14 protein-coding genes are annotated in these 21,641 nt (G+C 64.3%); 8 read left to right on the top strand and 6 right to left on the bottom strand.

What is annotated here, in order from left to right; genetic code table 11:
- Positions 1-52: 52 nt before the first annotated feature.
- A complete protein-coding gene (locus tag EN990_RS18915; protein WP_127370171.1) occupies positions 53-520 on the top strand; it encodes an Lrp/AsnC family transcriptional regulator in 468 nt (155 codons plus the stop codon).
- A gap of 77 nt (positions 521-597) precedes the next feature.
- Here EN990_RS18915 and EN990_RS18910 read toward each other — a convergent pair whose 3' ends face one another.
- The 4 genes from EN990_RS18910 to aztA form a co-directional block, all read right to left on the bottom strand.
- Entirely contained in the window at positions 598-936 is a 339-nt protein-coding gene (locus tag EN990_RS18910) for a TIGR01244 family sulfur transferase (RefSeq protein WP_127384542.1), read from the bottom strand.
- Between the two features lie 150 nt (positions 937-1,086).
- Positions 1,087-2,028 carry a zinc ABC transporter substrate-binding protein AztC gene (aztC, locus tag EN990_RS18905; RefSeq protein ID WP_013532309.1) on the bottom strand — a complete coding sequence of 314 codons (942 nt, stop codon included), beginning with the start codon at positions 2,026-2,028 and terminating at the stop codon, positions 1,087-1,089.
- A gap of 27 nt (positions 2,029-2,055) precedes the next feature.
- A complete protein-coding gene (gene aztB / locus EN990_RS18900; RefSeq protein ID WP_127369792.1) occupies positions 2,056-2,931 on the bottom strand; it encodes a zinc ABC transporter permease AztB in 876 nt (291 codons plus the stop codon).
- Positions 2,931-3,737, bottom strand: coding sequence for a zinc ABC transporter ATP-binding protein AztA (gene aztA / locus EN990_RS18895; protein WP_127369791.1), 807 nt, complete (start codon positions 3,735-3,737; stop codon positions 2,931-2,933). The genes aztB and aztA overlap by 1 nt, the downstream gene beginning before the upstream one ends.
- Positions 3,738-3,963: 226 nt before the next feature.
- On the opposite strand from aztA, the gene EN990_RS18890 reads away from it, so the two are divergent.
- Complete coding sequence (locus EN990_RS18890; protein WP_013532306.1) at positions 3,964-4,308, top strand: RidA family protein; 345 nt, start codon at positions 3,964-3,966, stop codon at positions 4,306-4,308.
- Positions 4,309-4,353: 45 nt separating this feature from the next.
- On the opposite strand, the gene hutC is transcribed toward EN990_RS18890, so the two are convergent.
- Positions 4,354-5,091 (bottom strand): histidine utilization repressor, encoded by a 738-nt coding sequence (gene hutC, locus EN990_RS18885; protein ID WP_082826433.1) that lies wholly within the window; start codon positions 5,089-5,091, stop codon positions 4,354-4,356.
- Positions 5,088-6,440 (bottom strand): formimidoylglutamate deiminase, encoded by a 1,353-nt coding sequence (locus EN990_RS18880; RefSeq protein ID WP_127384543.1) that lies wholly within the window; start codon positions 6,438-6,440, stop codon positions 5,088-5,090. Before EN990_RS18880 ends, hutC begins: the two co-directional genes overlap by 4 nt.
- A gap of 98 nt (positions 6,441-6,538) precedes the next feature.
- On the opposite strand from EN990_RS18880, the gene hutI reads away from it, so the two are divergent.
- The 6 genes from hutI (at position 6,539) to EN990_RS18850 (ending at position 21,350) form a co-directional block, all read left to right on the top strand.
- A complete protein-coding gene (hutI, locus tag EN990_RS18875) occupies positions 6,539-7,774 on the top strand; it encodes an imidazolonepropionase (protein WP_127368742.1) in 1,236 nt (411 codons plus the stop codon).
- Positions 7,771-9,312 carry a histidine ammonia-lyase gene (hutH, locus tag EN990_RS18870; protein WP_027162456.1) on the top strand — a complete coding sequence of 514 codons (1,542 nt, stop codon included), beginning with the start codon at positions 7,771-7,773 and terminating at the stop codon, positions 9,310-9,312. The genes hutI and hutH overlap by 4 nt, the downstream gene beginning before the upstream one ends.
- The gene (gene hutG / locus EN990_RS18865; protein WP_013532301.1) at positions 9,312-10,130 is read left to right on the top strand and encodes an N-formylglutamate deformylase; all 819 of its coding nucleotides are present in this window, start codon (positions 9,312-9,314) and stop codon (positions 10,128-10,130) included. The genes hutH and hutG overlap by 1 nt, the downstream gene beginning before the upstream one ends.
- Positions 10,131-10,157: 27 nt before the next feature.
- Positions 10,158-11,828 carry a urocanate hydratase gene (hutU, locus tag EN990_RS18860; RefSeq protein ID WP_127368743.1) on the top strand — a complete coding sequence of 557 codons (1,671 nt, stop codon included), beginning with the start codon at positions 10,158-10,160 and terminating at the stop codon, positions 11,826-11,828.
- Between the two features lie 85 nt (positions 11,829-11,913).
- Entirely contained in the window at positions 11,914-12,501 is a 588-nt protein-coding gene (locus tag EN990_RS18855) for a HutD family protein (protein ID WP_127368744.1), read from the top strand.
- Between the two features lie 266 nt (positions 12,502-12,767).
- Positions 12,768-21,350, top strand: coding sequence for a glucoamylase family protein (locus EN990_RS18850; protein WP_127384544.1), 8,583 nt, complete (start codon positions 12,768-12,770; stop codon positions 21,348-21,350).
- Positions 21,351-21,641: the final 291 nt, after the last annotated feature.

The raw sequence follows: 21,641 nt of genomic DNA, 5'->3' as shown, positions 1-21,641 counted from the left end.
CGCTTGAAATGATGATGTCATGCGTGAAGCGTGCATGATGTGGGGGAAAGCCATGGATGAGGCGCGCATTGACCAGTTCGACCGCAAGATAATGGCACTGTTGCAGGGTGATGCGCGGCTGACCAACAACGATCTTTCGGAGCGGGTGAACCTGTCGGCGTCGCAATGCTCGCGCCGCCGTCAGCGGCTGGAGGAGGACGGCTTCATCAGGGGCTATCGCGCCGTTCTCGACCGCGACAAGCTCGGTTTTTCCCTGGTCAGCGTCATTTCGGTCACGCTCGCCACCCACAATCGCGACAATGCAAGGCGCTTCAGCGAACTGGTGGCGCGGCTGCCCGAAGTGCAGGAAGCGCACGCGCTGACCGGCGAGATGGACTACATCCTGAAAGTGGTGACGCCGGATCTCAAATCATTGTCGGAATTCGTCAACGGCGTGCTACTGCCGCACGAATCCGTGCAGCACGTGAAGACGGCGATCGTGCTGGAGACGCTGAAGGAAACCGGCGCGCTGCCGATTTAATCTGAGCGGATATCATTGATACGTCGGCAGGCCAGAGGGGGTGTGAAGGATCGCCAGCCTAATGACGGAAGGGCCGTTCAACCCTTCGACTGCTGGATCAGTCCATAGAGATTGGTGCAGCGGGCGCCGGAACGGCAATAGGCGAAGACCGGGCCGTCGAGTTCCTCGAGCGCTTCGGCCTGATCCTCGACATTCTCGGCCGTGATCTGGCCGCTGATCACCGGAATGTAGCGGAAGGCGAGGCCTGCAGCTTCGACCGCTGCCCCGACGGTGTCGGCAGAAGGCTGGCCCGGCTGTTCGTCATCGGGCCGGTTGCAGATGATGCTCTTGAAGCCGGCTTTCTTGATGGCGGCGACGTCTTCGGGCTGGATCTGGCCCGAAACCGAATAGTCCTCGCTGATTTCGCGGTATTCCATGGCAGCATCCTCGCAAACTGGTCAGGTGGCAGTCTTGCCACTCCCCGACATGGGCGGCAATCCGTGCCGAAGGATTTCTCTGCCAAATAGACATTGCGTGCCAGAAAATCCAACCGGGCCGATGCGGCCCGGCTGGACGATCCTTCAAACTCAGCTGCCGAGAATAGCGCCTTTGATCTGACGGATGTTGTTGTGCATCATATCGATATAGGTCGCGGCCGGGCCGTCGGGCTGCGACAGCGCGTCCGAATAGAGCGTGCCGCCGACCTTGATGCCGGTTTCGCTGGCGATCTGCTCGATCAGGCGCGGGTTGGTGATGTTCTCGACGAAGATCGCAGCCGCCTTGTCCTGCTTCACCTGATTGACCAGCTTGGCAACGTCTGCGGCGGATGGTTCGGAGTCGGTCGACACCCCTTGCGGGGCGAGGAAGGTCAGGCCGTATGCATGTTCGAAATAGCCGAAGGCGTCGTGCGAGGTGATGACGACGCGCTTGCTCTCCGGGATCGAGGCAATTGCCGCTTTCACTTCACCTTCGACCGCATCAAGCTTCTTGGTGTAGGCGGCGGCATTGGTCTGGTAGCTGACGCAGCCTTCCGAATCGGCCGCGCAGAAAGCCTCGGCGATGTTCTTCACATAGATCCTGGCGTTGGCAATCGACTGGAATGCGTGGGGATCGGTGACCGTCTTGCCGCCGCCGGTGCCGGCACCTTCGGCCGCGTCGGCATCGGCGAATTCAGGCTTGAAATCGATCGGCGTCACGCCCTTGGTCAAGGTGATGATCGAGGCCTTGGTGGCACTGGCATCGACCAGCCGCTGCAGAAAACCTTCGAAATGCAGGCCGTTGACCAGCACGATGTCGGCCTTGGCCATGGCCACCGCATCGGCCGGGCTCGGCTCGTAGACATGGGCATCGCCATCCGGCCCGACGATGGTGGTGACATCGATGCGGTCGCCGCCGACATTTTTGGCGAAATCGGCAATGACGGTGAAGCTGGCGACCACTTTCAGCGGTGCCGCGAAGGCCGACGATGCGCCAAAGGCGGTTAATGTTATAACGCTCATCGCCAGGGCAGCATGGATGGATTTCAGCATAGAGGGGTCTCCTTCTAGGGGCGGGGATCAGGCCGTTCTGTGACGGTGATGGATGATGCGCGCGCGCAGGATGCCGCGCGTGCCGAATAGGATCGAGGCGAAATAGACGACGCCGGCCGACAGGATGATGGCCGGGCCGGATGGCAGCGAGGCGTGATAGGACAAAAGCAGCCCGGCGACGCAGGATGCGAAGCCGATCAGTACGGCCAGCACGCACATCGGCTCGACGCGAACCGTCCAGAAGCGGGCGGCCGCGGCCGGCAGCATCATCAGCCCAACCGACAGAAGCGTGCCGAGCGCCTGGAAGCCGCCGACGAGGTTGAGTACGACAAGGCCGAGGAAGATGAAATGCACCGGGCTGCCGAGCCGGCTGACCGAGCGCAGGAACAGCGGGTCGAGGCATTCGGCGACCAGCGCCCGCCAGAAGATGGCGAGGCTGACCAGCGTCACCGTGACGATGCCGCCGATCAGCGTCAGGGCCTCGTCATTGAGCGCCAGCACGGTGCCGAACAGCACATGCATGAGATCGACGCTGGAACCGCGGATCGACACCATCAGCACGCCGATGGCGAGCGAAATCAGGTAGAAAGCCGCCATCGAGGCGTCTTCGCGCTGGATGGTGAAACGCGAGACGGCGCCGGCGCCGAGCGCGACGATGACGCCGGCGATCAGGCCGCCGATGGTCATCGGCAGGATTTCCAGCCCATAGAACAGGAAGCCGGCGGCTGCACCGGGCAGGATTGCGTGCGCCATGGCGTCGCCCGACAGGCTCATGCGCCGCAGCATCAGGAAGACGCCGATCGGGCAGGCGCCGAGTGACAGCATCAGCGAACCGATCAACGCCCGCTGCATGAAGGCGAAATCGGCGAAGGGCGCGATGACAAGGCCGTAAAGCATGTCCATCAAGCAGCCCTCGGTCCGACGCCATGTTGGTGATCGTGATCGTGGCCATGGTGATCGTGACCATGAGCGTCCTCGCCCGGCTCGCACCAGGGTGCATTTTCTTCCCAGGCCTCGTGAAAACGGCGGGCGCGCAACAGATTTTCAGGCTTCAGCGTTTCCCGGGTTTCGCCCCAGGCGATCGGCTGGCGGGCCAGAAGCAGCGTTTCGGGGAAATTCTGCCGCACCAGATCCAGATCGTGGACGACGACCATGATGGTGCGTTCCTCGCCATGCCAGTGCTTGATCAGCGCAATGAGGTCGCCGACCGTCTTGGCGTCGACGGCGTTGAAGGGTTCGTCGAGCAGGATGAGGTCGGCGTCCTGCAGCAGGACCCGCGCAAACAGCGTGCGCTGCAACTGGCCGCCCGACAGCGTGTCGATCGGCCGCTTCTCGAAGCCGCCGAGGCCGACCGCCATCAGCGCCTTGCTGACGTCATCGCGATCTTCCCTGGTGTAGCGGCCAAGCAGGCCGCGCCGTGGCCACAGGCCGAGCGAAACCAGATCCACCACCCGTGCCGGAAAGGAGCGGTCGAGCTCCGATTGCTGCGGCAGATAGGCGGCACGTACACCGGGCGCGCGGATAACCTCGCCGGCCATGGGCTTCAGGACGCCGACAATGCCTTTCATCAGCGTCGATTTGCCGGAGCCGTTGGCGCCGACCACAGCGGTCAACGAGCCCTTCCGGATGGTGCCGTCGAGATGATGGATCGCCGGATGGCTGCCGTAGCCAAGCGTCAGGTCGCGGAATGTCAGGCAGGTATTTGTCATTCTGCGATCCGTAGGCGGCGAAATCCGGCTGCTGCCAGCGGCCGATTGGATATGTGATGTTATTACATTAGTCAACAAGCCAATCCGGCGGAATTGCGGCCGCAGGGTCAACTTGCCGTGTGTGCGTATCATATGCCGTTGGCCCAAGGGGATTCGACCTGGCGACCTTGCCCCAAGCCGGTCGCGACTCTAAAGAAGCGCAACCGCCACAGGAAGGAACCATCCAATGAGCATTCGTCGCATCGATGTCGGCCCGCGCATGAGCCAGATCGTCATCCATGGCAATACCGTCTATCTGGCTGGTCAGGTCGGCCAGCCAACCGGCAATGTCGCTTCGCAGACCAGGGACATCCTGGCGGCTGTCGACGAATTGCTGGCCAAGGCTGGCTCCGACAAGACCAAGATCCTGCAGGCGATCATCTGGCTGGCCGACATGAGCACCTTTGCCGAGATGAACGCGGAATGGGACAAGTGGGTGCCGCAGGGCAACACGCCGGCCCGCGCCACCGGCGAAGCAAAGCTCGCCGCCCCGGAATATCTGGTCGAGATTATTATTACCGCTGCGATTTGAGGCGTTGAAGCTGCCAATCTCCCCCCACGTGGGGGGAGATCAGCCTCACCCCTGCGGCCTGAACCTCGCCACCAGCGTGTGGCTCTCGGCCGCGTAGGTGAAGCGCACATGGGTGACCGGGTGCTCGGCGCTCCACGTCCGTCGCTCGACCACCAGGCAGGGCGCACCCGTTTCTATATCGAGTGCAGCCGCGATATGCCTGTCGGCGGCGACAGCGCGAATCCGGTGCTCGGCTTCGCTCCACGGCACGCGGCCAATCAGCCATGGTCCTGGTGCGGTGGCCACGAATTCCTCGTCCGCTGCCTCGGGCACGGCGGTGAGATTGATCAGCCGCTGTTCATGCGCGAACGGCCGCTCGCCGGCGAAATGACCGCACTCCAGCGCCAGCACCGGTCCGGCCACGCCCAGCTCCAGCAGCGCGCGATCCCCGGCGCTGCTGCGCCTTTTGTGTCGGGCGACGCGCTCGTAGCGATAGGGCAGGCCGAGCGCTTCGACCTCGATGCGGATATCGTGGATTTCCAGCACCGCGGCCTGCGACTGCGGCCGGCGCACAAAGCTGCCTGAGCGGCGGCGGCGCTCGATCAGTCCGGCCTTGGCAAGCTGCGACAGCGCCTTGTTCACCGTCATGCGCGAGCAATTGTATTGCACGCTCAACTCATGCTCGAACGGGATGCGATGACCGGGCGCCCAGGCGCCGGACAGGATTTTCTCGCTGATGTCGGAGAGGATGCGCTGGTGCAGCGAGCCGCCGCCTTCCGCCTCCACAGTGCCGGCCATGCTCATGCCGAAAGCGCCGTCATCACGTTGCGAAAACGCTCAGCGATGGCCTCTCGCTTCACATGCCTGCCGCCGCTGACCTGTTTGCGGCCATGCACCCAGACGCAGTCGACCTTGCTGCCATTGGCGAAGATCCAGGCGTCGAGGATCGCGTCGCCGGTCTTGCCGGCCAGCGAGGGATTTTTGGGATCGAGCGAGACAAGATCGGCGGATGCGCCGACGGCGATCGCGGAAGCACCGGCGCCAAGCGCGACGCTGCCACCGTCGAGCGCGGCGTCGAACAGTGCGCGGCCGGTCGAGCCGCCTGCGACCGCCAGCACATTGCGGGCGCGGTGGGCGAGACGCTGCGAATATTCGAGCTGGCGCAACTCGTCGGGCAGGCCGATGAGCACATTGGAATCGGAGCCGACGCCGTAGCGGCCGCCATGTTCCCTGAACAGCGGCGCGGCAAAAGTGCCGTCACCGAGATTGGCCTCGGTGATCGGGCATAGGCCGGCGATGGCACCGCTTTTGGCCATGGCAACGGTTTCAGCATCGGTCATGTGGGTGGCGTGGATCAGGCACCAGCGCTTGTCGACTTTGGCATTGGCCAGCAGAAATTCGACCGGCCGCGCGCCCGACCAGGCAAGGCAATCCTCGACTTCTTTCACCTGCTCGGCAATGTGGATGTGGATAGGCCCGTCCGGCGCTAGGGCAGTCACGTCAAACAGTTCTTCCGGTGTCGCGGCGCGAAGGCTGTGCGGAGCGACGCCGACAACAGCCTGATTCAACGCGCGAACCGATTCGCGGCATTTCTCAACAAGCCGCGAGAATCGATTCACATCGTTGATGAATCGCCGCTGGCCTTCGTTTGGTGCGGCACCGCCGAAAGACGAGTGCGCATAAAACACCGGCAAAAGCGTCAGGCCGATGCCTGCCTCGCCGGCCGCGGCCGCGATGCGCTCGGCCATCTCGGCTGGGTTGGCGTAGGGTTTTCCGTCGCGGTCGTGATGCAGATAGTGAAATTCGCCGACGCGGGAAAAACCGGCCTCCAGCATCTCGACATAGAGTTGTGCGGCAACCGCCTCGACCTGATCGGGCGTCATCGACAGGGCGAAACGGTACATCACCTCGCGCCAGCTCCAGAAACTGTCGGCGGAGGGGCCGCGAAGCTCGGCAAGGCCGGCCATGCCGCGCTGGAAGGCATGGCTGTGCAAATCGGGCATGCCGGGCAACAGGATCGCGTGACGTTCGTCGCCGGCTGCCGCAGCAGCGCCAGGCTGAACGGCTGTGATGCGTCCCTCAGCCAGGGTAAGCCGCACATTTTCGCGCCAGCCATCGGGAAGGAGCGCCTGTTCCGCAAAGATCGCTGCCACTTTTCTCTCCGGTTCTCTGTGTCTCATGCGATGAAGGCACTTGCAGTGCGTTTCAATATGTATATACATAATCGTCATCGATTGAAACGGAAAAGATGATGGCTGCAAAGAGCAAAAGCCGGGCAGGGGATCTTCGTCTGTGGCGCAATGCGCGGCTGACGACAATGGCCGACGGGTCTGCCGGACTTGGCGTCGTCGAACATGGCGCGGTCGCTGCGCGTGACGGCCGCATTGTTTATGCCGGCCCCGAGTCGGAGCTGCCCCCGACACTGGCCCAGGGCGCCGAGACGGTTGATTGCGAGGGCCGCTGGATCACACCCGGCCTGATCGACTGCCACACCCATCTGGTCCATGCCGGCAACCGCGCCAACGAATTCGAGATGCGGCTGGCCGGCGCCACTTATGAAGAGGTCGCCCGGGCTGGTGGCGGCATAGTCTCCTCGGTCAAGTCGCTGCGCGCCGCCAGCGAGAGCGAACTGGTCACCCAATCACTGCCACGCCTCGATGCGCTGATCGCCGAGGGCGTAACCACCGTGGAGGTAAAATCAGGCTACGGCCTGGACCTCGAAAACGAGAAGAAGTCGCTGCGTGCCGCACGGCGGCTGGGCAACCAGCGGCCGGTGACGATCCGCACGACCTTCCTCGGCGCCCACGCGCTGCCGCCGGAAGCCAAGGGTGACAAGGACGCCTTTATCGATCTGGTCGCCAAGGAAATTCTCCCGGCGGTTGCCGCCGAGGGGCTGGCCGATGCCGTCGACGGTTTCTGCGAGGGCATCGCCTTTTCGCCGGAACAGATGGCGCGCGTCTTCGATGCTGCAAAGGCGGCCGGCCTGCCGGTCAAGCTTCATGCCGACCAACTGTCCAATTTGCATGGCGCCGAACTCGCCGCCCGTTACGGTGCGCTGTCGGCCGACCATCTCGAATACACCGATGAGGCAGGTGCAGCGGCGATGGCCAAGGCCGGAACCGTGGCGACGATCCTGCCCGGCGCCTACTATTTCATTCGCGAAACCAAGAAGCCGCCGATCGGCTTGTTTCGCCAGCACGGCGTCAAGATGGCTGTCGCCACCGACAACAATCCCGGCACTTCGCCGCTGACCTCACTGCTTCTGACGATGAACATGGCCGCGACCCTGTTCGGCCTGACCGTCGATGAATGCATTGCCGGCGTCACCCGGGAGGCGGCCCGCGCGCTTGGTTTGCTGGGAGAAACCGGCACGCTGGAAGCCGGAAAATCCGCCGACCTGGCGATCTGGAACATCGAGCGCCCCGCCGAACTCGTCTATCGCATGGGCTTCAACCCGCTGCATGCCCGCATCTGGAGAGGACAATGACCGAACTGACCCTGAAGCCCGGCAATGCGACGCTGGCCGACTGGCGCGCCATCTATCGTGGCGCCGTGCCCAAGCTGGACGATGCCTGCCGGCCGAAAATCAAGGCGAGCGCCGAGGCCGTCGCTAGGATAGTCGCCAAGGGCGAGCCGGTCTATGGCATCAACACCGGCTTCGGCAAACTGGCCAGCGTCCGCATCCCGGCCGAGGATCTCGAGACCTTGCAGCGCAACATCGTCCTGTCGCACGCCGCCGGCGTCGGCGAGCCGATGCCGGTTGCCGTTTGCCGGCTGATGATGGCGCTGAAGCTCGCCAGCCTGGCGCAGGGCGCGTCGGGTGTGCGGCCGCAAACCATCGAGTTGCTGGAAGCGATGCTGGCCAACGACGTCATCCCGGTGGTGCCGGCGCAGGGTTCGGTCGGCGCCTCCGGCGACCTCGCCCCGTTGTCGCACATGACGGCGGTGATGATCGGTGTCGGCGAATGTTTTACCCCACATGGCCGTTTCCCGGCCAAGGTCGCCTTCGTCTCGCATGGCCTGGAACCGGTGACACTGGGCGCCAAGGAGGGCCTGGCGCTGCTCAACGGCACCCAGTTTTCGACCGCCTATGCGCTGGCCGCCTTGTTCGAGGCCGAAGTGCTCTACCAATCGGCGCTGGTCGCCGGTGCCCTGTCGACCGACGCGGCAAAAGGCTCCGACGCACCCTTTGATCCGCGCATCCATGTGCTGAGAAAGCATCCCGGGCAGGTCGAGACGGCCGACGCCCTGCGCAATCTGATGGCCGGCAGCGCCATCCGTGAATCGCACCGGGTTGGCGACGAACGCGTGCAGGATCCCTATTGCCTGCGCTGCCAGCCGCAGGTGATGGGCGCGGCACTCACCGTGCTGCGCCAGGCGGCCGACACGCTGGGCACCGAAGCCAACGGCGTCACCGACAATCCGCTGATCTTCGCCGAGGATGACACCGCGCTTTCCGGCGGCAATTTCCACGCCGAGCCGGTGGCCTTCGCCGCCGACATGATCGCGCTCGCCGTCTGCGAGATCGGCTCGCTGTCGGAGCGCCGCATCGCCATGCTTGTCGATCCGGCACTTTCCGGCATGCCGGCCTTCCTGACGCCCAAGCCCGGCCTGAACTCCGGCTTCATGATCCCGCAGGTGACGGCGGCGGCGCTCGTCTCGGAAAACAAGCAGAAAGCCTATCCGGCATCAGTCGATTCGATCCCCACCTCGGCCAACCAGGAAGACCATGTTTCGATGGCGGCGCACGGTGCGCGCCGGCTGATCGGCATGGTCGAGAACGCCACCGCGGTGATAGGCATCGAATTGCTGGCCGCGGCCCAAGGCTGCGATTTCCACGCGCCGCTGGCCTCGAGCGACGCCCTGGAGGCGGTGCGCAGGCTGGTGCGGGCCGAGGTGCCACATCTCGACAATGACCGCCATTTCCACCCCGATATGGAAAAAGCCATCGCCATGGTGCGCAGCGGTGCGGCCATCGAGGCCGCCGGCGGTGTGGCTCTGCCGTCGATTTCCGGAGCGGTGTGATGGCAAGCGCGCCCTGGCTGACGGTCACGCCCGGCACAGCCCCGTTGCTGGTGTCGATACCACACACCGGCATCGACCTCGCCGGCCTTGAGAATCGGCTGGTCTCACCCTGGCTCGGCCGCCGCGACTGCGATTGGTGGATCGATAATCTCTATGACTTTGCCGCCGGCCTCGGGGCGACGGTGGTGCACACCGCGATCTCCCGCACCGTCATCGACGTCAACCGCGATCCCTCCGGCGCCTCGCTTTACCCCGGCCAGGCGACGACGGGCCTTTGCCCGACCGAGACCTTCGATGGCGATCCGCTCTATCGCGAGGGCGAAGAACCGGGGCCGTCGGAGATCGACGAGCGTCGCGAGGAATTCTTCGTGCCGTACCATGCCGCCTTGCAGGCCGAGATCGGCCGGTTGCGCGGGCTACACGAAAAGATCGTGCTCTATGACTGCCACTCGATCCGTTCAGTGCTGCCGCGCCTGTTCGAAGGCACGCTGCCGGTTTTCAATCTCGGCACCAATGACGGCAGGAGCGCCGATCCGACGCTGCAGGCGATGGTCGGCCAGATCATGGCCGAAACCGGTGAAACCTTTGTCATCAACGGCCGCTTCAAGGGCGGCTGGATCACACGCCATTTCGGCCAGCCGCAACAAGGCGTGCACGCACTGCAGATGGAACTCTCCAACCGCATCTATATGCGCGAGCCCGATGGCAAGGGCACGCCGGACAATTGGCCGGTGCCCTATGACGCCGAGTTCGCAGCACCGATCCGCGCCACCCTGCGGAAAATCCTCGAGACCGCGACATCCTGGGCGCGTGTCTGACATCAGATCCTCTTATGGAGTGACGCCATGAACAATCCTCGCCACAACATCCGCGAAGTCCGCAGCCCGCGCGGCACCGAAATCAGCGCGCGCTCCTGGCTGACGGAAGCGCCGCTGCGCATGCTGATGAACAATCTCGACCCGGATGTTGCTGAAAATCCCAACGAACTGGTCGTCTATGGCGGCATCGGCCGGGCGGCGCGCACCTGGAACGATTTCGACCGCATCGTCGCCTCCTTGAGGACGCTGGCCGATGACGAGACTTTGCTGGTCCAGTCGGGCAAGCCGGTCGGCGTCTTCCGCACCCATCCGGACGCCCCGCGTGTGCTGATCGCCAACTCCAATTTGGTGCCGCACTGGGCGAATTGGGAAAAGTTCAACGAGCTCGATAAGAAGGGCCTCATGATGTACGGCCAGATGACGGCCGGCTCGTGGATCTACATCGGCACGCAAGGCATCGTGCAAGGCACCTACGAGACCTTCGTCGAGGCCGGTCGCCAGCACTATGGCGGCAATCTCAAGGGAAAATGGATCCTGACCGGCGGCCTCGGCGGCATGGGTGGCGCCCAGCCGCTCGCCGCCGTCATGGCCGGCGCCTGCTGTCTCGCCATCGAATGTAACCCGGACTCGATCGATTTTCGCCTGCGCACCCGCTACGTCGACGAGCGCGCCGAGACGCTCGACGAGGCGCTGGAAAAGATCGAACGCTGGACCAAGGCCGGCGAGGCGAAGTCGGTCGGCCTGCTTGGCAATACGGCTGAGATCGTCCCGGAGATGTTCAGGCGTGGCATTCGCCCCGATATGGTCACCGACCAGACCTCGGCGCATGATCCCATCAACGGCTATCTGCCGAAGGGCTGGACGATGGCCGAGTGGCGCGAGAAGCGCGTCAGCGACCCCAAGGCGGTCGAGAAGGCGGCCCGCGCTTCCATGCGCGAACATGTCGAGGCGATGGTGGCGTTCTGGAACGCCGGCGTGCCGACGCTCGACTATGGCAACAACATCCGCCAGGTGGCCAAGGAGGAGGGGTTCGAGAACGCCTTTGCCTTCCCCGGCTTCGTGCCGGCCTATATCCGTCCGCTGTTCTGCCGCGGCATAGGCCCCTTCCGCTGGGCGGCTCTGTCGGGCGATCCGGAAGATATCTACAAGACCGACGCCAAGGTGCGCGAACTGACGCCCGGCAACACCCACCTGCACAACTGGTTGGACATGGCGCGCGAGCGCATCGCCTTCCAGGGCCTGCCGGCGCGCATCTGCTGGGTCGGCCTTGGCGACCGCCACAAGCTCGGCCTTGCCTTCAATGAAATGGTGGCCAAGGGTGAGCTGAAGGCGCCTGTCGTCATCGGTCGCGATCACCTCGATTCCGGCTCGGTTGCTTCGCCGAACCGCGAAACGGAATCGATGAAGGACGGCTCGGACGCGGTGTCCGACTGGCCGCTGCTCAACGCATTGCTCAACACGGCGTCCGGTGCCACCTGGGTGTCGCTGCACCATGGCGGCGGCGTCGGCATGGGTTTCTCGCAGCACGCCGGCATGGTCATCGTCGCCGACGGCACGCGCGAAGCCGCCAGGCGCCTGGAGCGGGTGTTGTGGAACGACCCGGCGACCGGTGTCATGCGCCACGCCGATGCCGGCTACGACGTTGCCATCGAATGCGCCAAGGAGCACCAGCTCAACCTGCCCGGCATTCTCGGGTGAGAAACGTCCGGCCGCAGGCAGGCGAAAAGCCGCGGAGTCGGCTTTTCGAGTTTCGAACGCCCGTAACCATAGCGGAGGGCTAGGTATGCGCATCCTGCGGGCAGCCGAATACCGGTCGATGCCGTGGAAGAACGGCGGCGGCGTGACGACGGAAATCGCCGTCTCGCCGCCCGGTGCCGGGCTAAACGATTTCGACTGGCGCGTGTCGATGGCGCGTGTCGAATCGAGCGGTCCGTTCTCGCAATTCGCCGGCATCGATCGCACCCTTGCCGTGCTCGAAGGCGAGGGCATCGTCCTCGAGATTGCCGGCTACCCGCCGAGATCTATAAACAGGACGACCGCCCTGTTTTCTTTCCCGGCCGACGTGCAGACCTCGGCCGCGCTGATCGGCGGACCGATCACCGATCTCAATGTCATGACCCGCCGAAGCCGGATGACGCATTCGGTCGAACGCCTGGTGATTTCGGCCCCCGTGGAAATCCGGACTGAAGCCGGCACAACGCTCATCCTGTGCTTGGACGGCGACATCAGTGTGCCCGCCGCTGAACCGGTTCGCCTCGGGCCGCTTGACACTCTGCTGTCCGGGCCGGTCAGCACCGGCCTGCTTGTCCAACCCGCCCATGAGGCAACGCTGTTCGTGATCCGGATCCGCGCCATCGCCGGCAACGATTAACGCTTGTTTCCAAACATGATCGCGGTACCGGCGAAATATAGCGTAAGCTGCTGGCGGCATCACGAAAAAGCCTGAATCCTCTCCGCCGATCTGGCTGGCGGGAAGTGGGGTGCTTGTCTTTGAGTTTTGCTGAGAGACGACGCCCTGTCGTGGTGCGGAAACAAACTTTCGGCAAGTGGGGTTTATGCAACCAATTGCATTTGAACCGGTTTTAGGGCCATTGCCGTGGCGGTGACGCCGCTCAGTGCCCGCTTACGGAATTTTCAATGAATATTCAGACGAATCCTGCCCAAATCGAGAAGACAAGCGCGAGCTTCCCGGCCATCACCGAAGAGCCGATCCGCTCCAATTACCTGCCCGAAGAGCGCCTTCGGCTGCTCGGTGAAAGCCTGGCGAAAGGCGACCTCACAGACCTGTTCGGGCTGACGCCCTTCGATTTTCAGGCCCGTATCCGCGACAGCGCCAAGAAGATTTTGGAAGTCTACCGGTCGACCAATGCGGCGCAGGCGAGGGGCGAGACGATCACGCCGGCGGCACAATGGCTGCTCGACAACAATTACCTGGTCGAAGAGACCATTTTCCAGGTCAAGCGCGACCTGCCGCGCCGCTTCTATCGCCAGTTGCCGACCCTGAAGCTGCCTGACGGCGGCAGCGTGCCGCGCGCGCTGGCGCTGGCCTGGACCTATGTCGCACATTCGGACAGTTCCGTTTCGGCGACGATGTTCAAGTCCATCGTCCAGGGTTTTCAGTCGGTCGAGCCGCTGAAGATCGGCGAACTCTGGGCGCTGCCTTCGCTGTTGCGCTTCGTGCTGATCGAAAATCTGCGCCGGCTGGCGGTCAGGGTCAATCGAACCCGTCAGATGCGTCAGATCGCCAACGATGTGGCCGACAAGGTCCTGGCCACCGACGACAGCGCCGACCGGCAGTCGATCCTGTCCAATTTCAGCGCCCACGCACAGGACACCACCTTCGCCACCCAGCTGCTCTATCGCCTGCGCGATGGCTCGCAGAATGCCGGCAAGGCTCTGGAATGGCTGGAAGGCGAGCTCGAAAAGACCGGCTCCGATGCCGAGGAAATCATCATTTCCGAACATCACACGTTGTCCAGCGGCAATGTGACGACGGGCAACATCATTCGTGGCCTGCGCCTCATCAACGACGTCGATTGGACCGTGTGGTTCGAAGGCGTCAGCCGCATCGACACCGTGCTGCGCGAGCGCACCGATTTCGCCGCGCTCGACTTCTTCTCGCGCGACCAGTACCGGACCGCGATCGAGGAATTGGCGCGCCGCTCGAACCTTTCGGAATATCGCGTCGCCGAGAAGGCCATCGAGCTGGCCGGCCACGCCGCCAGCGATGGCGACGGCGACGTCGTTTTAACCGGGTCCGCCCACACCGATGTCGGCTTCTTTCTCGTCGGCCCACGCCGGCTCGAGCTGGAGAAGGCGATCGGCTATCGACCCACCGTCAGCCAGACAGTCAAGCGTGCCTTCCGCAAGACCGGCTGGCTCGGCATCGTCGTACCGGTGTTTGCGCTGACGGCGCTGCTTCTCGTCCTCTCCGGCAACGCACTCGCCAATCTCGGCCTGTCGGTGCCTTCGATCGTCCTCATGCTGGCGCTGTTTGCCGTGCCGGCCAGCGAGGGCGCGCTCGCCTTCTTCAACACGGTCGTTTCGCTGTTCCTGAAACCGACGCGCCTCGTCGGCTACGATTACCGGCACGGCGTGCCGCCCGAGGCGCGCACGCTGGTGGTGGTGCCGTCGCTGATCGGCTCGCGCGACGATGTCGAGGAAAACATCCGCAATATCGAGGTGCATCATCTCGCCAACACGGCCGATGAAATCCATTTCGCGCTGCTGTCGGACTGGCCGGACTCGAAGACCGAGATCGATGCTGCCGACACCGAAATCCTCGAATTCGCGCGTGCCGAGATCGCTCGCCTCAACGCACGCTATCCCTCCGAAGGCGCGCCGCGCTTCTATATCCTGCACCGGCGCCGGCTCTTCAATGCGGCGCAAGGGTCGTGGATGGGCTGGGAGCGCAAGCGCGGCAAGCTGCATGAACTCGACCTTCTGCTGCGCGGCGACAGCGACACCACGTTCCTGCCGCTCGACGTGCCGCTGCCGGAGAACGTCGTCCACGTGATGACGCTCGATGCCGACACGCGCACCACCCGTGACGCGGTCGCCACCCTCGTAGGCAAGCTCTGCCACCCGCTCAACCGGCCGCATTTCGATGCCAGCAAGCGCGTCGTCACCGCCGGCTACGCGATCCTGCAGCCGCGCATCACCGCGTCGCTGACATCAGGCGACGATGCGTCGTTCTTCCAGCGGGTGTTTTCGGCCAATCGCGGCCTCGACCCTTATGTCTTTGCCGTGTCCGATCTCTATCAGGACGTCTTCGGCGACGGGTCCTTCACCGGCAAGGGCCTCTATCACGTCGACGCCTTCGAGGCCGCCCTGCAGGGCCGCATCGAGGAAAACACCATCCTCAGCCATGATCTGCTGGAGGGCGCGCTGGCGCGATCGGCGCTGGTCACCGACGTCGAACTGGTCGAGGACTATCCGACCCGCTACTCGGTCGACGCCTCGCGCCACCATCGCTGGGCGCGCGGCGACTGGCAGTTGCTCGGCTTCATGCTCGATCCGCGCTCCGGCGTGCCGGCGCTGTCGCGCTGGAAGATGATCGACAATCTGCGCCGCTCGCTGACGCCGATCTTCTGGGTGATGGCGGCGATTGCCGGCTGGACGCTGCTGCCCTTCACACAGGCCGCGCAATGGCAGGCCCTGCTGATCCTCAGCCTGTTCATGGCGCCGACATTCGACATCGTCAACGCCATCCTGCCCAAGAGCGGCGACCAGACGCCACGCGGCCATTTCTCGGCCCTGGCACGCGACGTCGCCTTCGGCACCGCCATGGTGGCGCTGAAGATCGTCCTGATGGCGCACAACGCCTGGATGATGGGCGATGCCATCGTGCGCACGCTCTATCGGTTGTTCGTCAGCCGCCAGAACCTTTTGGAATGGCGCACCGCCTCGCAGGCGCACAAGGCGGGCGACAACGATGTCGGTTCCTATTACGGCATGATGTATGGCGCCGTGATCATCGGCTTCGTCGGCCTTGCCATTCCGGTGCTGGCCGATTCGACCGGCGCCTTCGTTGCCTTCTTCTTCGCGCTGTTCTGGATTGGCTCGCCCGCCATCGCCAGCTGGATCAGCCGTTCGGCTGAAACCGAGGATCGCTTGCGCATATCGCAGGCCGATATCCATACGTTGCGCACGGTGGCGCGGCGCACATGGCATTATTTCGAAAGCTTCGTGACGGCAGAGCATCACCATCTGCCGCCCGACAATTTCCAGGAAAGCCCGGCGCCGGTGGTGGCGCCTCGTACTTCGCCGACCAATATCGGCGTCTACCTGCTGTCCGTCGTTTCCGCCCGCGACTTCGGATGGATCAGCCTGTCCGACGCCATCACCCGCATCGACGCCACCATGGCCACGATCGAGGGCATGCCGCGTGAGCGCGGTCACCTCTTCAACTGGTACGACACCACGACGCTGAAGCCGCTTTATCCGCTCTACATCTCGGCTGTCGACAGCGGCAATCTCGCCGGCCATCTGGTGGCGGTGGCGGCGGCCTGCGCCGAATGGGCCGAGGCGCCCTCCGTGCACCTCCAGGGCGATTTCGAAGGCATTCTCGACACGGTCACCATCCTCAGCGAAAGCCTCGATGATCTGCCCGACGACCGCCGTCAGCTGCGCCCGCTGCGCCAGCGCCTCGCCGACCGTCTCGACGGCATGCGGCGCGCTGTCGACACCATCAAGGCGCAGCCCGAAATGGCGTCGATCCGCACCATCAACCTGGCCGTGCTGGCCGGCGAGATCCGAAAATTGGCCACCGCCATCCATACCGAGGCGGTGTCGCCCCAAAGCGACGTCATCGTCGACTGGGCGGCAAGGCTGGAAGCCACCTGCGAAGCGCACGTCCATGACGCGCACAGCGACGACAATGCCGTCGAGGCGCTGCGTGCCAAGCTGCTCACCTTACGCGAGCGCACCCGCCGCTATGCCTTCGAGATGGATTTCTCCTTCCTGATGCGGCCGGAGCGCAAGCTGCTGTCGATCGGCTACCGGGTCGAGGAACACCAGCTCGACGAAAGCTGCTACGACCTTCTGGCTTCCGAAGCGCGGCTGACCAGCCTGTTCGCCATCGCCAAGGGCGATCTGCCGACCGAGCACTGGTTCAGGCTTGGCCGGCCGATCGTCGAAATCGGTTTCCAGGGCGCGCTGATGTCCTGGTCCGGCTCGATGTTCGAATATCTGATGCCGCCGCTGGTCATGAAGGAGCCGCAGGGCTCGATCCTCAACCAAACCAGCAAGCTGATCATCAAACGCCAGATCCAGTATGGCCGCCAGAAGAACGTGCCGTGGGGCATTTCGGAGGCCGCCTACAATGCCCGCGACCGCGAACTGACCTACCAATATACCAATTTCGGCGTTCCAGGCCTCGGGCTGAAGCGCGGTCTTGGCCAGAACACGGTGATCGCGCCTTACGCCACCATACTGGCGGCCCAGTTCAATCCGCGTGAAGCCGTGCTGAATCTCGCCCGATTGCGGGAGATCGGGGCGCTCGGCCGCCACGGCTACTACGATGCCGTCGACTTCACGCCGCAGCGCGTGCCGGAAGGCACGGACCATGTCGTCGTCCAGAATTATATGGCCCACCATTCGGGCATGTCGATCGCGGCGGTTGCCGACGCCATCTTCGAAGGTCGCATGCGCGACCGCTTCCACAGCGATCCGGTCATCGAATCGGCCGAACTCTTGCTGCAGGAGAGGGCGCCGCGCGACATCCCGACAGCGACCGTCAGGACCGAGGCCGACGAACGCTCCAAGGACGAGACCGAAGTCGACAGCCCCGACACCCGCATCGTGCTCAATCCGCTGCAGTCGCTGCGGTCGACCAACGTCATGTCGAACGGCCGCTATTCGGTGATGGTCAGCGCGACCGGCTCGGGCTACAGCCGCTGGGGCGATCTCTCCGTCACCCGCTGGCAGCCGGATCCGACCGAGGACCGGCTCGGCTCCTACATCTTCCTGCGTGACGCCGGCACCGGCGACTGGTGGTCGGCTACAGCCGAACCGAAGCGAGCCGCCGAGGAAAAGGCGCAGACCTTGTTCTCCGACGACAAGGCGAGCTTCGTCAAATCGGTGGGCACCTTGCGCTCCGAGGTCGAATGCATCGTCATCTCGGAAGGCAATGGCGAGGGCCGTCGGGTCACGCTCTACAATGACGGTCCGTCCGACCGTCACATCGAAGTGACCTCCTTTGCCGAGCTGGTGCTCGGCCTGGAGGCGTCCGACAACGCGCATCCGGCCTTCTCGAAGATGTTCGTGGAAACCGAAATCTCTGCGAACAACGCGGCGATCTTCGCCACGCGGCGCAAGCGCGAGACCAGCGAGCCCGATATCGCCATGGTGCATTTCGTCACCGATCCGTCCGGATCGGCGCGCGACGCCGAGGCCGAGACCGACAGGCGCGCCTTCATCGGCCGTGGCCGCACCATCGTCGACGCAGCCGCTTTCGACCCGGGCGCCAGGCTGGGCGGCCACTCAGGCTTTACGCTCGATCCCGTCGCCTCGCTGCGCCGCCAGGTGCGCGTGCCGGCCAACAAGAAGATATCGCTGACCTTCTGGACGGTTGTCGGCGCCGGCCGTGCCGAACTGGACGAAGCCATCGCCCGCCTCGACCATCCGGAGAGCTTTGCCCGCCAGGCCATGCTTGCCTGGACGCGCAGCCAGGTGCAGACCCGCCACATGGGCCTCAGCCTGACCGATGCCGCCAATGTGCAGAAGCTGGCGCGCTATCTGATCTATCCGGATCCGTTCCTGCGTCTTCCCGCCGAATCCATCGCCTCGGGGCTGGGCAAGCAGTCGAGCCTGTGGCCGACAAGCATTTCCGGCGATTTCCCGATCTTCCTGGTCAGGATCGGCGATGTCGCCGATCTCGAAATCGTCGCCCAGGCGCTGCGGTTCCAGGAATATATGCGCACCCGCGGCATGATGATCGACTTCGTCGTCGTCAACGAGCAGGCGTCCTCCTATGTCCAGGACCTGCAGCGGGCGGTCGAGACGCTGTGCGAAAACAGCCGTCTGCGCGGCAAGGAGCTCGGGCCGCGCCAGCACATCTTCGCGGTACGCCGCGACCTCATGGACGAGACCACCTACAAGACGCTGCTCGCCGTCGCCCGCGTCGTCCTGCACACGCGCAACGGCACCATCTTCGACCAGATCGAGCGCGCCGAGGCGGCGGCCCTGCAGGCGCGGGATGCTCTGGCAACGTTGCCGATTCCGCGTGAATTGCCGTCGCCGACACCCACGACGCATACTCCTGCCTCGCAGGCGGTGGCCAATGTCAGCGCCGATGGCAGCGGACTCAGCCAATGGAACGGCTTTGGCGGTTTCGACGGCGACGGACGGCACTATGTCGTGCGCCTGGCCGGGCGGCGCACGACGCCGCAGCCGTGGATCAACGTCGTCTCCAACGCCTCGTTCGGGTTCCACACCTCCGCCGAGGGCGCAGCCTTCACCTGGAGCCGAAACAGCCGCGACTACCAATTGACGCCGTGGTCGAATGATCCGGTCTCGAACCGCCCGGGCGAGGGCCTCTATATCTACGATCAGGCCAGCGGCAAGGCATTCTCGCCGCTCGCCGCCATGGTGCGCGATCCCTCGATGACCTACGAGGCCTGGCACGGCCAGGGTTTCTCGACCTTCCGCTCGAAGCGCGGACCGTTGTCGATGGACCTTACCCATGTCGTCGATCCGGTCGATTCCCTGAAGATCTCGCGGCTGCGCATCCAGAATTCCGGCTCGGTGCCGGCGCGGCTGCGTGTCTATGCTTATGCCGAATGGGTGCTCGGCGGGCATCGGTCGCGCACTGCGGCAACCATCGTCCCGTCGCGGGACGCGGCAACCGGTGCGCTGCTGGCACAAAACCCCTATGGGCTGGATTTCGGCGAGCGTGTGGCCTTCCTGGCGGCCGACGGCGGCGTCCATTCGGTGACCACAGACCGATCGGAGTTCCTGGGCCGGCATGGTTCCAGCGAGCTACCGCAGGCGGTGCTGAGTGGTGCGGCGCTGTCTGGCCGTGTCGAGGCCGGCGACGATCCGTGCGCGGCGATTGCCCGCGACGTCGAGATCCCGGCAGGCGGCGACGTGACGCTGCTCTGGCTGCTCGGCGACGCCGAGTCGGTCGAGGAGGCGAGCGCGCTGGTGCAGGAGCATCGGGCCAAGGACTTCGACCAGCGATTGGCCGACAATGAGCGCGAATGGCGCGGCTTCCTCGACACCATCCAGGTCGAGACGCCCGACAAGGCGCTCGACGCCATGGTCAACCACTGGCTTCCCTATCAAAGCCTGGCCTGCCGCATCCGCGCCCGCTCGGCCTTCTATCAGGCCAGCGGCGCCTTCGGCTTCCGCGACCAGTTGCAGGATACGCTGGCGCTGCTGGCGCATGACCCACAGTTGGCGCGCGACCAGATCCTCAACGCGGCGCGGCGGCAGTTCCCCGAAGGCGACGTGCAGCACTGGTGGCTGCCGCGCACGGGTGCTGGCGTACGCACGTTGATCTCCGACGACGTGGTCTGGCTTGCCCACGCTACGGCGCGCTATTTGCTGGTCACTGGCGATGCCTCCATCCTCAAGGAGCAATTGGCCTTCATCGATGGACAGCCGCTGGGCGAGGGCGAGCACGATGCCTTCTTCACCCCGGAAATCTCGAAGAAGACAGCGACGCTCTACGATCATTGCGCGCGTGCGCTCGATCTCGCCATCAAGCGCAGCAGCCCCGCGGGCCTGCCGCTGATCCTCGGCGGCGACTGGAACGACGGCATGAACCGCGTCGGCGAGCACGGCAAGGGCGAGAGCGTCTGGCTCGGCTGGTTCCTGCTGAAGACGCTGGGCGATTTCGCCCCCGTCGCCAAGACCGAGGGTGATGCCAAGCGAGCACAGGCCTGGGCAAAGCATGCCGATGTTCTGAAGCGGGCGCTTGAGAGCACCGCATGGGACGGCGAATGGTACCGGCGCGGCAGTTTCGACGACGGCACGCCTTTGGGGTCTCGCCACTCGCAGGAGTGCAAGATCGACTCGATCGCCCAGTCCTGGAGTGTGCTTTCGGGAGAGGGCGACCCGGCACGGTCGACCACCGCCATGGAGCAAGCAACGAAGCTGCTCGTCGACGACAAGCTGAAGATCGTCAAGCTGTTCACGCCGCCATTCTCGAAGACGGAAAAGGACCCCGGTTACATCAAGAGCTATCCGCCTGGCGTGCGCGAGAATGGCGGCCAGTACACCCACGCCGCCACATGGTTCGTCATCGCGCTTGCCGAGATGGGGCAGGTCGACGAGGCCTATCGTTGTTTCTCGATGCTGAATCCCGTCAACCACGCGACCGACGAGGCCACGGCCGAGCACTATCGAGTCGAGCCCTATATCGTGGCGGCCGACATCTATGCCGGGGACGACAATGCCGGCAACGGCAAGGGCGGCCGTGGCGGCTGGACCTGGTACACCGGCTCTGCCGGCTGGCTCTACAGGGCTGCGGTCGAAGGCATTCTGGGCATCGAACGGCGCGGCAAGCGTGTCCAGTTCAAGCCGAAGCTGCCAAGCCACTGGGATGGGTACTCGGCAAATCTCAAAATGCTGGGGGCGGAACTCAAGGTTCGTGTCATCCGCGACAATAAGGCCAAGGCCGTGTCGCTGGAGGTGAATGGGGCAAAGACCAAGGCTTCGGCAGTCGAGCTGAAGGACGGCGAAGTTGCCGAGGTTGTCGTCAGGATTCCGGCCTGAGGCCTGTTGCCCAAAAAGCATGCGCTCGGGGCTGAGGCCCCGACCGCGACTTTTGTCACGCCAGGCGGGATGAGAGGCCCCATCCCGCCTGGCGTTGCCGTCTGCCGTTGACGGGCATCCCGCCGAGAAGTCTATGAAATCAAAGGTTTGAGGCGCCCCATAGGAGTAGCCGCGAGCGGTGAGGCTTTGGCCACCCTTCGCCTGGAAGGGCATCCTGCAGCTTTGTTTTGCTTTATACTTCGCGAAAGGCGATTTCGGCCTCAGTCATCCGCCCGACATTGTTGCTGATTA

The organism is Mesorhizobium sp. M7A.F.Ca.US.005.03.1.1, from assembly GCF_003997975.1.
Taxonomy (GTDB): domain Bacteria; phylum Pseudomonadota; class Alphaproteobacteria; order Rhizobiales; family Rhizobiaceae; genus Mesorhizobium; species Mesorhizobium ciceri.
The sequence above is the reverse complement of the archived record's forward strand: the minus strand, read 5'-3'. Positions and strand labels throughout refer to the sequence as shown.